This is a genomic window from Vibrio porteresiae DSM 19223 (genome assembly GCF_024347055.1).
Classification (GTDB): domain Bacteria; phylum Pseudomonadota; class Gammaproteobacteria; order Enterobacterales; family Vibrionaceae; genus Vibrio; species Vibrio porteresiae.
In genome coordinates, this window is record NZ_AP024895.1 from 3,394,405 (window position 1) to 3,408,149 (window position 13,745).

The 13,745-nt window shown below is 46.6% G+C and carries 11 protein-coding genes and 1 pseudogene; 8 read left to right on the forward strand and 4 right to left on the reverse strand.

The features are described from left to right. The first annotated feature begins 12 nt into the window (after nucleotides 1-12). Nucleotides 13-1,716, forward strand: a complete 1,704-nt coding sequence (locus OCV11_RS15530) for a sodium:solute symporter family protein (RefSeq protein ID WP_261893939.1) — start codon at nucleotides 13-15, stop codon at nucleotides 1,714-1,716. 86 nt (nucleotides 1,717-1,802) lie between these two features. Here OCV11_RS15530 and OCV11_RS15535 read toward each other — a convergent pair whose 3' ends face one another. Continuing rightward, entirely contained in the window at nucleotides 1,803-2,477 is a 675-nt protein-coding gene (locus tag OCV11_RS15535; protein WP_261893940.1) for a 7-cyano-7-deazaguanine/7-aminomethyl-7-deazaguanine transporter, read from the reverse strand. 390 nt (nucleotides 2,478-2,867) lie between these two features. Between OCV11_RS15535 and gmk the strand changes: the two genes are divergently transcribed. From gmk to OCV11_RS15565, 6 genes are all read left to right on the forward strand, one after another. After that, nucleotides 2,868-3,491, forward strand: coding sequence for a guanylate kinase (gene gmk / locus OCV11_RS15540; RefSeq protein WP_261893941.1), 624 nt, complete (start codon nucleotides 2,868-2,870; stop codon nucleotides 3,489-3,491). A 113-nt stretch (nucleotides 3,492-3,604) separates the two neighbouring features. Next, on the forward strand, nucleotides 3,605-3,877 hold the full coding sequence (rpoZ, locus tag OCV11_RS15545; protein ID WP_261893942.1) for a DNA-directed RNA polymerase subunit omega: 273 nt from the start codon (nucleotides 3,605-3,607) through the stop codon (nucleotides 3,875-3,877). A gap of 38 nt (nucleotides 3,878-3,915) precedes the next feature. Then, a complete protein-coding gene (spoT, locus tag OCV11_RS15550) occupies nucleotides 3,916-6,042 on the forward strand; it encodes a bifunctional GTP diphosphokinase/guanosine-3',5'-bis pyrophosphate 3'-pyrophosphohydrolase (protein WP_261893943.1) in 2,127 nt (708 codons plus the stop codon). Between the two features lie 63 nt (nucleotides 6,043-6,105). Then, nucleotides 6,106-6,792 (forward strand): tRNA (guanosine(18)-2'-O)-methyltransferase TrmH, encoded by a 687-nt coding sequence (gene trmH, locus OCV11_RS15555; RefSeq protein ID WP_261893945.1) that lies wholly within the window; start codon nucleotides 6,106-6,108, stop codon nucleotides 6,790-6,792. A 152-nt stretch (nucleotides 6,793-6,944) separates the two neighbouring features. Continuing rightward, nucleotides 6,945-9,023: an ATP-dependent DNA helicase RecG gene (gene recG / locus OCV11_RS15560; RefSeq protein WP_261893946.1), complete on the forward strand. Its 2,079-nt coding sequence runs from the start codon at nucleotides 6,945-6,947 to the stop codon at nucleotides 9,021-9,023. 370 nt (nucleotides 9,024-9,393) lie between these two features. Continuing rightward, on the forward strand, nucleotides 9,394-10,773 hold the full coding sequence (locus OCV11_RS15565; RefSeq protein WP_261893947.1) for a uracil-xanthine permease family protein: 1,380 nt from the start codon (nucleotides 9,394-9,396) through the stop codon (nucleotides 10,771-10,773). 33 nt (nucleotides 10,774-10,806) lie between these two features. Here the strand turns inward: OCV11_RS15565 and envZ are convergent, their stop codons facing one another. The 3 genes and pseudogenes from envZ to OCV11_RS15580 all read right to left on the reverse strand — a co-directional run. After that, nucleotides 10,807-12,126, reverse strand: coding sequence for a two-component system sensor histidine kinase EnvZ (gene envZ, locus OCV11_RS15570; RefSeq protein WP_261896322.1), 1,320 nt, complete (start codon nucleotides 12,124-12,126; stop codon nucleotides 10,807-10,809). An 80-nt stretch (nucleotides 12,127-12,206) separates the two neighbouring features. After that, entirely contained in the window at nucleotides 12,207-12,926 is a 720-nt protein-coding gene (ompR, locus tag OCV11_RS15575) for an osmolarity response regulator transcription factor OmpR (protein WP_261893948.1), read from the reverse strand. Between the two features lie 143 nt (nucleotides 12,927-13,069). After that, nucleotides 13,070-13,411 (reverse strand): annotated as a pseudogene (locus OCV11_RS15580) (GreA/GreB family elongation factor); the annotation flags it as partial. A 183-nt stretch (nucleotides 13,412-13,594) separates the two neighbouring features. Between OCV11_RS15580 and OCV11_RS15585 the strand changes: the two are divergent. After that, the gene (locus tag OCV11_RS15585; protein WP_261893949.1) at nucleotides 13,595-13,744 is read left to right on the forward strand and encodes a hypothetical protein; all 150 of its coding nucleotides are present in this window, start codon (nucleotides 13,595-13,597) and stop codon (nucleotides 13,742-13,744) included. The last annotated feature ends 1 nt before the right edge of the window (nucleotide 13,745 follow it).

The following is a 13,745-nucleotide window of genomic DNA, read 5'->3' on the forward strand; positions in this document are numbered from 1 at the left end:
GTGGAGTTTGTTATGGATATTCAAACTTGGACATTTATTTTGGTCGGATTGACCTTTGTTCTCTATATCGGCATTGCCGTTTGGGCGCGCGCAGCTTCAACCAGTGAGTTCTATGTCGCTGGCGGTGGTGTTCATCCTGTTGCAAACGGGATGGCAACCGCAGCGGACTGGATGTCTGCAGCATCGTTCATCTCCATGGCAGGGATCATCTCCTTCATCGGCTACGATGGTGGGGTGTATTTAATGGGATGGACTGGCGGCTATGTACTTTTGGCTCTTTGCTTAGCTCCTTACCTACGTAAATTTGGTAAGTTTACTGTTCCAGACTTTATTGGTGACCGTTACTACTCCAAAACAGCCCGCATGGTGGCGGTATTCTGTGCCATCTTCATCTCCTTTACTTATGTAGCAGGACAGATGCGCGGTGTAGGCGTGGTATTTGCTCGCTTCCTTGAAGTGGACATTAACGTGGGTATTGTGATTGGTATGGCGATCGTGTTCTTCTACGCGGTCATGGGCGGCATGAAAGGCATTACCTACACTCAGGTCGCTCAATACTGCGTGTTGATCTTCGCCTTCATGGTTCCAGCCATTTTCACCTCGTTGATGATGACAGGAAACCCAATTCCTCAAATCGGTTTTGGCTCGACCTCTGTGGGTGGCGATACCTACCTACTCGATAAACTGGATGGCCTAACTCAAGAGCTCGGTTTTACCTCCTATACCGATGGCTCAAAGAGTATGGTCGATGTGTTCTTCATTACCGCAGCTCTGATGGTCGGTACGGCTGGACTACCTCACGTTATTATTCGCTTTTTTACCGTACCTAAAGTATCCGATGCTCGTGTCTCTGCCGGTTGGGCGCTCGTGTTCATCGCGATTCTATACACCACTGCACCAGCAGTAGCAGCCTTTGCTCGTGTCAACTTGATTGACTCTATCAACGGCCCTGAGATGCGCGGTGTGGTCGCAGAAGAAGCACCAACTTGGTACAGAAACTGGGAAAACACAGGTCTGGTGAAATGGGAAGATAAAAACGGCGATGGTCGTATGTTCTACTCAGGCGACAGTCGTAATGAAATGACCATCAACCGTGACATCGTGGTACTCGCATCACCAGAGATGGCTAAGTTACCGAACTGGGTTGTTGGCGTGCTGGCTGCAGGTGGTTTAGCCGCTGCACTCTCAACGGCTGCGGGTCTATTGCTGGTTATCTCAACCTCAATTTCCCACGACTTATTGAAGAAAGGCTTTAAGCCCAATATGACGGATAAGCAGGAGCTGCTTGCAGCCCGATTAGCCGCCATAGTCGCCATCGTCGGCGCAGGTTACTTAGGGATCAACCCACCCGGATTTGTGGCGCAGGTGGTCGCCTTTGCCTTCGGCTTGGCAGCGTCATCCTTCTTCCCGGCCATCATTTTGGGCATCTTCTATAAGAAGATGAACAAAGAAGGGGCAATCTGCGGGATGTTAGTGGGTATCGCTTTTACCGCGGCTTATATTATCTACTTCAAGTTCATCAACCCAGCGGCGAACGTGCCAGCTAACTGGTGGTTTGGTATCAGCCCAGAAGGGATTGGTACACTCGGTATGTGTGTGAACTTTATGGTATCGATCGTGGTGAACAAATTCACTGCCGAAGTACCAAGTGATGTACAGGATATGGTGGAATCAATCCGTTATCCAAAAGGTGCAGGTGAAGCTCACGACCATTAATGAGTTTTCGGTCACCCATAACCCAAAAGCCCAACAACCTGTTGGGCTTTACTTTTTAGGCAGCAAAAAAATGACTGTAAAAAGCCTTAACGCGCATTGGCATAAGTGGCTTTAAAGTGAGGATTAATCGTGGTCAGTTTACGAATCAGGTAATTGAGCAATACACCATAAAGCGGAACAAACAGACCTAAGCTGATGATCAGTTTAAAGCTGTAATCGACAGTCGCAATCTCTGTCCAGTGCTGCGCCATGAATGGATCTGGGCTGTGATAAAACGCCACACCAAAGAAGGCCACAGTATCTAGTGCATTACCAAATAACGTTGAAGCGGTAGGTGCAATCCACCATTGTTTCATCTGACGCAGACGGTTAAACACTTGCACATCCATTACTTGCCCTAACAAGTAAGCCATAAAGCTTGCGGCAGCAATACGTGCAACAAACAAGTTAAATTCACCCAGAGTGGCTAACCCTTGGTAGCTTCCTTGGAAGAAAACCACCGACAATAGATATGAGACCACCAACGCTGGCAACATCACCAAGAAGATGATTTTACGTGCCATCGATGCTCCGAATATACGAACCGTTAAATCGGTGGCGAGAAAGATAAACGGGAAAGTGAATGCGCCCCAAGTGGTATGAAATGAAAAGACCGTAAACGGAATCTGCACAAGGTAGTTGCTAGAAGCAATAATCAGAAGGTGGAAACCAACGAGGTAAGTTAACGCTTTGCGCTGCTGCGCGGGAGTAAAAGAATTCATCAATGTGACCTTTTTAGTTTGATTTGGGGGCGAGGGAACCCAAAATAAAATTCATGTTGTTTTGCTGCGGTTAGATTCTGCACACCAAACAGCCAGACGCGATTATACGCAGCTCTATCCCCTCTTCAATATCCGAGTACAACAGCAAACGTTTCCCAACCGATTATTTTTTATTTTCGACCTCTTTTCGTCCAAAAATCCTAAGCATAATACCCATGGTTTGAATGCGCTTTCACTTGAGAAGATCCTTAGGATCGTGATAATCTTCGCCTCCATTTTTCTGACTCTCTCTTCATTATCTGCAGTGAATCCGCAGGGTCAGTGCTATCTTTAGGGTGTAGAAATAAACCGTTTCTGCACACAATCCTAACCAGACGTGGAACCGAACAGATGGGAAAAGGCACTCTTTATATCGTTTCAGCACCGAGTGGCGCTGGTAAATCCAGTTTAATTTCAGCTTTGCTGGAACGTAACCCAACTTATGCAATGAAGGTATCGGTATCCCATACCACTCGTGGCATGCGACCGGGTGAACAAAATGGTGTTCATTACCACTTTGTACAAAAAGAGCACTTTGAAGAGCTGATCGCTAAAGGTGAATTTCTAGAATACGCTGAAGTTTTTGGCAATTACTACGGCACCTCTCGCGTTTGGATTGAAGAGACCTTGAATAAAGGCATTGATGTATTTTTGGATATTGACTGGCAAGGTGCACGTCAAATTCGCCAGCAAATGCCTCATGCGAAAAGCCTATTTATTCTGCCACCTTCTCGCGAAGAGTTGGAACGTCGCCTAACCGCACGTGGTCAAGATAGCGAAGCTGTGATTGCAAAACGCATGAACGAAGCCCAATCCGAAATTTCTCACTTCAGTGAGTACGATTACGTGATTGTGAATGATGACTTTGACGTTGCTATTATGGATTTTAAAGCCATTATTCGTGCAGAAAGATTGAAGCAAGATAAGCAAGCTGCTAAATATAGCAGTATGCTCTCTGCTCTTTTGGCGAACTGAGTCTTTTCCTCATTCACCAATAAGAATTAGACACAGCCTGTTGCTAGTATATCTGCACGTAAGGCTGTATACTTTCTCGTCATTTAATATTTTAGTTAACTATTGGAGTTCCCATGGCACGCGTAACTGTTCAAGACGCTGTTGAAAAAGTTGGCAACCGTTTCGACTTAGTTCTGATTGCGGCTCGCCGCGCTCGTCAAATGCAAACTGGCGGTAAAGATGCACTAGTGCCGGAAGAGAACGATAAGCCAACCGTTATCGCTCTACGCGAAATCGAAGACGGCCTTATCACTAAAGATGTGCTAGATGCACGTGAGCGCCAAGAGCAGCAAGAGCAAGAAGCAGCAGAATTGGCAGCGGTAAGCAGCATCGTTCACAATCGTTAATTCTGCATCGGCATTAATTAACACTCGGGCCTGAAAATTTGTATCTATTCGATAGCCTCAAGGATGTTGCCCAAGAGTATCTGACAGAGCCTCAACTAGAGGCTCTGCGTCGCTCTTATGTGGTAGCAAGAGATGCCCATGAAGGGCAAACCCGCTCAAGTGGCGAACCTTATATTATCCATCCCGTTGCGGTAGCACGCATTCTGGCTGAAATGCGTTTGGATTTAGAAACGCTTCAAGCCGCGTTGCTCCATGATGTGATAGAAGATACAGCCGTCACCAAGGAAGAGTTAGAAAAACAATTTGGTCATGCTGTTGCCGAGCTGGTAGACGGTGTGTCGAAATTGGATAAGCTGAAGTTTCGCGATCGAAAAGAAGCTCAGGCCGAAAACTTTCGTAAGATGGTGCTTGCCATGGTGCAAGACATCCGAGTCATTCTGATTAAACTATCAGACCGTACCCATAACATGCGTACCCTCGGATCCTTACGTCCGGACAAGCGTCGCCGCATTGCCCGAGAAACTCTTGAGATCTACGCACCTCTCGCCCATCGTCTGGGCATCCACAATATCAAAACTGAACTCGAAGAGTTAGGCTTTGAAGCTCTCTATCCCAACCGTTATCGCGTTCTAAAAGAAGTGGTGAAAGCCGCTCGTGGTAACCGTAAAGAGATGATTCAACGTATCCACAACGAAATTGAAGGTCGCCTGCAAGATGCTGGACTTCATGCTCGAGTGGTCGGTCGCGAAAAAAACCTCTACTCCATCTATAACAAGATGAAAACCAAAGAACAGCGTTTCCATACCATTATGGATATTTACGCGTTCCGAGTCATTGTGGATGATGCTGACACCTGTTACCGCGCCTTAGGGCAAGTACACAGCCTGTACAAACCACGTCCTGGTCGGGTCAAAGATTATATTGCGGTTCCCAAAGCGAACGGCTATCAATCCTTGCATACATCCATGGTGGGTCCTCATGGCGTTCCTGTTGAAGTACAAATTCGTACTGAAGATATGGATCAAATGGCGGACAAAGGGGTTGCAGCACATTGGTCGTATAAATCTAACGGTGAGCGCGTTGGTACTACTGCGCAAATTAAAGCTCAGCGTTGGATGCAAAGCCTGCTCGAGCTACAACAAAGCGCAGGTAACTCATTCGAATTTATTGAAAACGTAAAATCTGACCTGTTCCCAGATGAGATTTTCGTCTTCACACCTAAAGGTCGCATTGTCGAAATGCCTGTTGGGGCAACCGCTGTCGACTTTGCATATGCAGTGCATACCGATATTGGTAACTCCTGTGTAGGTGCTCGTGTTGATCGCATGCCTTACCCACTCAGCAAACCACTTAAAAATGGTCAAACCGTTGAGATCATTAGTGCACCAGGCGCAAGACCAAATGCGGCTTGGCTAAACTATGTGGTGACCTCACGCGCTCGCACTAAGATCCGTCAAGTTCTTAAAACGATGCGCCGTGAAGATTCGGTGATGTTAGGACGTCGTCTGCTCAACCATGCTTTGGGCGATTGCACCCTCAACGACATCAGCGAAGAGGTCGTCAAACAGGTTGTTAGTGATCTGAAAGTAGCTTCGGTTGATGACATGCTCGCCGCGATTGGTCTTGGCGAACTGATGAGTATCGTTATCGCGCGTCGTCTACTGGGTGATGTTGAAGGTTTTGCTTCTGCAGACAAAGAGCAGCAACCGGGCAACAACAAACGCAAAATGCCGATTCGCGGTGCGGAAGGTATCTTGCTGACGTTTGCGAACTGCTGTCACCCAATCCCAGATGATTCTATTATTGCTCACGTCTCTCCGGGTCGTGGCTTGGTAGTCCATCGTGAGACTTGTCCTAACGTCCGTGGTTATCAGAAAGAACCTGATAAATACATGGCCGTAGAATGGTCGAAGGATTACGACCAAGAGTTCATTGCAGAGCTTCGCGTTGATATTTTGAATCGACAAGGTGCACTCGCTGAACTGACTAACGTGATTTCTCAAACAGGCTCTAACATTCAAGGTCTGTCGACAGAAGAGCGTGATGGTCGCCTGTATACAGTCACCGTACTGTTGACCACGAAGGACCGTGTTCACCTCGCTGGTATTATGCGTAAAATTCGCTCTATGCACGATGCATTGAAAGTCAGACGTAGAAAATACTAACCCCGTCTCCCGTCCAGTCCCATCTCGTATGGGACTGGATGATATTTATTGGAACGCCGTTAAATGAATGCTGAACGCTACGCCCGTATTCAAGAAGTGCTCAAAGCACGTCAACCCGACCTCACCGTATGTCTTGAAGAGGTTCACAAACCCAACAATGTTTCTGCAGTGATTCGTACTGCCGATGCCACTGGCCTGCACAAGATTCATGCGGTTTGGCCAAATGAACAGATGCGCTCTCTCAACCATACCTCCGCAGGAGCTCGCAACTGGGTTGAAGTCGATACCCACGACACGATTGAAGAAGCGGTACAAACACTCAAAGCCCAAGGTATGCAGATTTTGGTCACCAACCTGTCTGATAAAGCCATCGATTTTCGTGAAGTGGATTACACCAAACCTACCGCGATTATTTTGGGTAGTGAGAAAGTAGGTATCTCCAATAAAGCCTTAGCGCTAGCAGATCACGACATCGTCATTCCTATGGTCGGCATGGTGCAGTCTTTGAATGTATCTGTTGCGGGCGCCTTGATTCTCTATGAAGCACAGCGTCAACGCCAAGCGGCAGGCATGTATGATCGAGACACGAGCTTGCTTTCACCTGAAACTATTGAACGCATCCTGTTTGAACGCGGTCATCCCGTTTTAGCCAAAGTCGCCCAGCGCAAAGGTCTTCCTTATCCAAACCTTGATGATCAAGGGGAAATTGTGGCCGATGAAGCGTGGTGGAAAGAGATGCAAAGCAAATAACTTTTTGCCGTGGTTTACACCTCGTGACGCAAGGTTGCAAAAAAGTGGGGGTGATAGCCAATCACCTCCAACTTCCCAAAAGTTTTCCTGTACAAAAACACAGCCCAGTGTTTGAATAATCGCTATCTATCTGATTAACGAAGAGCTGATTTATGTCCCAACTGCTTTCCGCCGTGCCATTGACATCACTATCTGGAGTAGGTGCCAAAGTGGCCGAGAAGCTAGAGAAGATCGGCTTAGTGACGGTGCAAGATTTACTCTTTCATCTGCCGCTGCGTTATGAAGACCGTACCCGCATTTATCCTATCATCAAGCTTCACCCCGGAATTTGGGCTGCCGTTCAAGGCAAAGTGATGTCGGTAGATACCATATTTGGCCGACGCAAAATGTTGGCCGTACGCATCAGTGACGGCAACGGCACGCTCACTTTGCGTTTTTTCAATTTTACTGCGGGAATGAAAAACAATTTTACTGAAGGGAAATTGGTTCATGCCTATGGTGAAATCAAACCGGGTAATGGCGGATTAGAGATCATCCATCCGGACTACCAGTTTTATGCCCCAGCGCAAAAGCCCGATGTAGAACCTAATTTAACGCCGGTTTACCCAACCACTGACGGTTTGCGGCAAATCACTCTGCGTAACCTGACCGATCAAGCTCTAGAGCTGCTCGATAAAGCTGCGGTTCAAGAGCTGTTACCTTCAGGGCTTTATGATCACCAGATGACGATGGGGCAAGCACTGCACATCATTCATCGTCCACCAGCTGATATTGATCTATCGCTGTTTGATCAAGGTCGCCATCCTGCGCAAATTCGACTCATCATGGAAGAATTACTCGCACAAAATCTTTCGATGCTCACGGTGCGCAGTAAAGGGCAGCAAGAGAATGCAGTGGCATTGCCTGCTGCAGATGAGCTGAAACAGCAATTGTTAGCGCAACTGCCTTTTTCTCCAACCAATGCACAAGCGCGCGTCGTGGGAGAGATTGAAATGGATCTCGCTAAACCTCACCCGATGATGCGTCTGGTTCAAGGCGATGTAGGTTCAGGTAAAACCTTAGTTGCAGCGTTGGCTGCAGTCAGGGCAATTGCTCATGGCCATCAAGTCGCCTTAATGGCACCAACCGAATTGCTCGCCGAGCAACATGCGCTTAATTTTGCAAATTGGTTTGAGTCATTAGGCATTCAAGTCGGTTGGCTGGCTGGCAAACTCAAAGGTAAAGCGAAAGAGCAAGAACTGGCGCGCATCGCCAGTGGCGAAGCACAAATGGTGGTCGGAACCCACGCCCTCTTCCAAGAGCATGTGGAATTTCACAACCTGGCCTTGGTTATTATTGATGAGCAACACCGCTTTGGTGTTCATCAACGCCTAGAACTTCGTGAAAAAGGCATTAAACAAGGTGCGGTTCCTCATCAGCTGATCATGACCGCGACACCGATTCCTCGCACTCTCGCAATGACCGCTTACGCCGATCTAGAAACATCGATTATCGACGAATTGCCACCCGGTCGAACCCCGATTCAAACGGTCGCGATTCCTGACACCAAACGCCAAGATATTATCGACCGCGTGCGTCATGCCTGCCTTACCGAGGGGAAACAAGCCTATTGGGTGTGTACCTTGATTGATGAATCGGAAGTACTTGAAGCGCAAGCCGCAGCAGACATTGCTCAAGAACTTCAAACTACACTGCCTGATGTCAAAATCGGTTTGGTGCATGGGCGTATGAAAGCTGCTGAAAAGCAGGAAGTGATGCGTGCCTTTAAAGCCAATGAGCTGCACTTGTTGGTTGCCACCACCGTTATCGAAGTTGGCGTGGATGTACCCAATGCGAGCTTAATGATCATCGAAAACCCAGAGCGTCTTGGCTTGGCTCAATTACACCAGTTACGTGGCCGCGTTGGTCGTGGTTCAGTCGCTAGCCACTGTGTATTGCTCTATCACGCACCTCTTTCTAAAACCGCCCAAAAACGTCTCGGCGTACTAAGAGAAAGTAATGATGGATTCATCATCGCTCAACGGGATCTCGAAATTCGTGGACCGGGTGAGCTACTCGGAACCAAACAAACTGGCTTAGCCGATTTCAAAATCGCTGATTTGGTGCGCGATCAACGCCTAGTTCCCGAAGTTCAGCGTATATCACGCCATATCTTCACTCATTATCCGGATAACGCTCAAGCCATTATCGATCGCTGGATGAGTAATCGCGACCGCTACTCCAACGCCTAAGCAAGAACCTCTCGTCTGTTCTGGGTGGTTTAAGCCCAGAACACGACAAATTTTCCCTAACTCAATCAAATTAAAAAGATTTTCCCGATACACTGACTAACAACGTCAGTACTGTTTATTTCTTAAACAAAATTCTCTTGTCTAATCGGTCAAGAAATTTCGGTTTCACCACTCGCAAACGTTTGCTTTTTACCCTGAACACTCTATAATCGCCCGCCTGATTTTGAGGTTTTGATCATTAAGATCAATACATCGAACACACGATCCTGAGCAGAATCTGAATAACAGCAATCACAGATAAATGCCTGCTCCACTTTTTCAGCCCATTCAGCGTCGAAAAAGCCAGATATTTGAATATTAGGAACTCATTATGACAACCAAGAACACTGCGCGTAAGTCTGATTTGGTTTACCAACTCAATGATCGCCCACCACTACCGCAAACTCTTTTCGCGGCTATTCAGCACTTATTGGCGATGTTTGTCGCAGTTATCACCCCATCACTGATCATTTGTCAGACGTTGGGAGTGCCTGCAGATCAAACCAACACCATCATCAGCATGTCGCTATTTGCTTCAGGTGTTTCTTCCTTTATTCAAATTCGTACCATTGGTCCTATCGGTTCTGGCCTACTTTCCATCCAAGGCACCAGCTTTAACTTCTTAGGTCCAATTATTGGTGCAGGTTTATCTCTAAAGGCTGGCGGTGCTGATATCCCAACGATGATGGCATCCATTTTCGGTACTATTTTGGTTGCCTCTCTCGCTGAAATTTTGCTATCACGCGTATTGGAATTCGCACAACGCATTATCACCCCACTGGTCTCTGGTATTGTGGTAACGCTGATTGGTCTGACTCTAATTCAAGTGGGTCTAGTCTCTATGGGCGGCGGTTATTCTGCGATGGCTAGCCACACATTTGGCAGCCTAGATAACATGGCCCTAGCTGGCACAGTGTTGGCGCTGATTGTTATTTTAAACCGCTCTCGTAACCCTTATATTCGCGTCTCTTCGATTGTGATTGCGATGTTGGCAGGTTATGTATTGGCCTATTTCCTAGGCATGGTTAACATGGAAAAACCACAAACTGGCTCTTGGTTTGCAATGCCAATTCCAATGCAGTTTGGCCTGCACTTTGACTGGTCTCTATTCATTCCTCTTGTATTGATTTTCTTTATTACAGCACTTGAAGCGATTGGTGATATCACTGCGACATCAGAAGTATCCGGTGAACCAGTAAAAGGCCCAATCTACATGAAACGCCTAAAAGGCGGCGTATTGGCAGATGGTTTTAACTCAGCTTTAGCGGCATTTTTTAACAGCTTCCCGAACTCAACCTTCAGCCAAAATAACGGCATTATCATGCTGACCGGCGTAGCAAGTCGCTATGTGGGTTACTTTATTTCTGGCATGTTGGTATTGCTTGGTCTATTCCCTGGTGTGGCTAGCTTTGTACAAATGATTCCAGAGCCCGTGCTTGGTGGGGCTACCATCGTGATGTTTGGTACGATTGCAGCTGCAGGTGTGCGTATTATTTCTCGCGTAGAGCTAGACCGCCGCGCGATTCTGATCATGGCGCTCTCATTCTCGATGGGGTTGGGTGTGGCACAAAAACCAGAAATTCTGCAATTCATGCCTGAATTCATTAAGAATATTTTCTCAACCGGTATTGCGGCTGGCGGTATCACTGCCATCGTGTTGAACCTGATTCTTCCTATTCATATGGATGAAGAAGAAGAGCAAGAAGCATAAGACTCGTAGAGAGCAATGTCGAACAAAGGGGCTTTATAGCCCCTTTTTTGATACCACTGGAAAACTGATTTGCACGCGTAAACCACCTTCGCTGCGGTTATTCACCGCAACAATACCGTGATGCTGACTGACAATACGTCGAACAATCGCTAAGCCCAATCCCGTCCCTTCACTACCACGAGCTTGGTCTCCACGAGTAAACGGTTCAAAGAGTTTGTTCACTTGATCCGGTGGAATCCCCGGACCATTATCTTCCACGCTCATCCATACCATGCGTCTATCCGCACTCATGCCCGATGACACTTTTACCCACCCATTACCGTAGCGACAAGCATTCACGACCAAGTTAGTCAACGCGCGTTTAATCGCAATAGGGTTACCTTTGGCTGGCTTAGCATCGGGATGCAACTGACAATCCAGCTCTTTACCTTCCATCAGGTTTTCTGCCATCACCACCTCTTCGGCAATGATGTTCATGTCTACAGCGACAAAGGTCTCAGTGTCGACTGGTTTTAGGTAATCCATGAATTGACTAATAATCTCGTTACACTCTTCGGTGTCTGAAATGATGCCTTCGGCGAGATAAGAGTCCTCTGGTGACATCATTTCCGTAGCTAAGCGGATGCGAGTCAGCGGTGTACGTAAATCATGACTGATCCCTGCCATCAACAAAGCGCGATCCTCCTCCAACGCTTGGATACCTTTGGCCATTTGGTTAAAAGCGCGAGTTACTGAGCGTATTTCCAAAGCTCCTTTCTCGGGTAATGGCTCAGGATATTCACCTTTACCAACGGCTTTAGCGGCTTTTTCCAAGGCGATCAAAGGTCGGTTTTGCAAACGAATAAATAGCCAACCGCCTAACACGATGAGAAACGCCATGATCAAACTGTTGCGAAATAGCGGAGCAAAATCATCCTCTTGCAACTCAGAAAGAGGAATACGAATCAACTGTCCTGGTAGGTTTTCAATCTTAATCCACAGCACATAACTTTCTTTGCCAAGCGCCATTCGTACATCGGTTGGAGAGCCAAGGTCTTCGCTCATCTCTTCGCTCATCAAATCGATGCTCACACCATGGCGATACTCTTTTGCCTCTGGGCTATTTTCACTATGAACCGTCACCCCTAATTGCTCCAAAACGCGCTGACGCTGCGGAGCATCTAAAGCAAGATGGTTATTCTTCACCGACACATCGAGCATGAGGTTGATTTCATGCCCAAGGATTTTATTAAACTGCTGCAAGCTGGGCATCAAAGCGTAATTGAAGACGGCATAGTAGGAATAGACTTGGCTGGCGATCAGTAACGTTAAAAACAATAAAATGGATTGAGTAAAAGAACTACGGACACGCAAACGCATAAGACACCTTTGTAGGTCGTATCTTAAAAAGAGAGTGGAGAAGAAAAAGGTGCCCTAAGGCACCTTCATTATCATTAGCTTAGCTTACCATCTGGGACAAAGACATAACCGAGTCCCCAAACCGTCTGAATATATCGCGGTTTACTTGGGTCAACTTCCAGCATTCTGCGTAGACGTGAAATTTGCACATCGATAGAACGTTCCATCGCTGAGTACTCACGACCACGGGCCATATTCATTAACTTATCACGGGATAACGGTTCACGGGCATTGAGCACTAGTGCCTTTAATACAGCAAATTCACCCGAGGTCAGTGGCATGGCTTCATTACCACGGAACATTTCTCGTGTACCTAGGTTTAAGCGAAACTCGCCGAACTCAACCACAGACTCTTCAGCACTCGGTGCTCCCGGCGCTTCAACCACTTGGCGACGCAGTACCGCTTTAATACGCGCGAGCAATTCGCGAGGGTTAAATGGTTTAGGTAGGTAATCGTCCGCGCCGACTTCTAACCCCACAATGCGATCAATCTCGTCGCCTTTTGCCGTCAACATCAGAATTGGCAATGTGTTATTGGCGTTGCGTAGACGACGACAAATAGACAAACCGTCTTCGCCCGGTAGCATTAAGTCCAACACCATGAGATGAAAGGTTTCACGGGTCAACAGACGATCCATCTGCTCACCATTTGCCACGCTACGTACCTGAAAACCTTGCTCAGAGAGATAACGTTCCAACAAAGCTCTTAGGCGTGCATCATCATCAACAACCAGAATTTTATGATTTTCTTGCATGAAAGCCCTCACCGACTATCGACTTTACCCTGTTATACTTGGCTCACAAATGTAACACTGTGATCGAGACTTCGTATAAAACAATTGTTAATGATTGTTTCCTTTGCAACAAACTTCACTTTTACAAGCCAAGCTTGGCAACCTTATCCTGCTTTTTGATACTCAATTTTGTTGATGAACCATACTTTCTTGCCTGAAGGGGTTTCGACTTCGACTTCATCATCCACTTCGCGTTTTAGCAACGCACGCGCCATCGGCGAGTCGATAGAGATATAGTTTTTTACTTCACCATAGATCTCTTCTGGTCCAACAATCCGAAAACGCTTGGTTTCCCCTTCTTCGTTTTCAATTTCGACCCACGCGCCAAAAAAGACTTTGCCATCTTGCTGTGGTGAATAATCGACCACTTGAACTTCAGGGAGAAATTTACGTAAGAAGCGTACACGGCGATCAATTTGACGTAGTAAGCGCTTATTGTATTGATATTAGTTCTACTCTTAAGACCGTACTAATAGGTGCAATACTACTTTTAAATATCTGATATAGACAGTTCTGATTTCAAAGTTCAGTCATTTGAATTAGTGAGAACCATCAACTATATACTAATAAGTATATTAAGGAATCCTTAATTTTTATGAAGGTAATGTCACTTAGTTATAGGAGTTAGTATGTCAAAATCAAAATTCTATCCTAGCTATCAAGAAGCATGTGAAGCTGCAAGAAAGTTGAAGATTAAGACGGCGAAGGAGTACAAAAATCTTTCAGGCAAGACTGATCGCGACACCAACGATTCAACGTCACCGAAATCAAGTGAGTAAG

Bases quoted from the DNA above. Each gene is read 5' to 3' on its own strand.
- gmk (WP_261893941.1), top strand. From the start codon at position 2,868: ATGGGAAAAGGCACTCTTTATATCGTTTCAGCACCGAGTGGCGCTGGT.
- rpoZ (WP_261893942.1), top strand. From the start codon at position 3,605: ATGGCACGCGTAACTGTTCAAGACGCTGTTGAAAAAGTTGGCAACCGT.
- recG (WP_261893946.1), top strand. From the start codon at position 6,945: ATGTCCCAACTGCTTTCCGCCGTGCCATTGACATCACTATCTGGAGTA.
- OCV11_RS15585 (WP_261893949.1), top strand. From the start codon at position 13,595: ATGTCAAAATCAAAATTCTATCCTAGCTATCAAGAAGCATGTGAAGCT.
- OCV11_RS15530 (WP_261893939.1), top strand. From the start codon at position 13: ATGGATATTCAAACTTGGACATTTATTTTGGTCGGATTGACCTTTGTT.
- ompR (WP_261893948.1), bottom strand. From the start codon at position 12,926: ATGCAAGAAAATCATAAAATTCTGGTTGTTGATGATGATGCACGCCTA.
- OCV11_RS15535 (WP_261893940.1), bottom strand. From the start codon at position 2,477: ATGAATTCTTTTACTCCCGCGCAGCAGCGCAAAGCGTTAACTTACCTC.
- trmH (WP_261893945.1), top strand. From the start codon at position 6,106: ATGAATGCTGAACGCTACGCCCGTATTCAAGAAGTGCTCAAAGCACGT.
- OCV11_RS15565 (WP_261893947.1), top strand. From the start codon at position 9,394: ATGACAACCAAGAACACTGCGCGTAAGTCTGATTTGGTTTACCAACTC.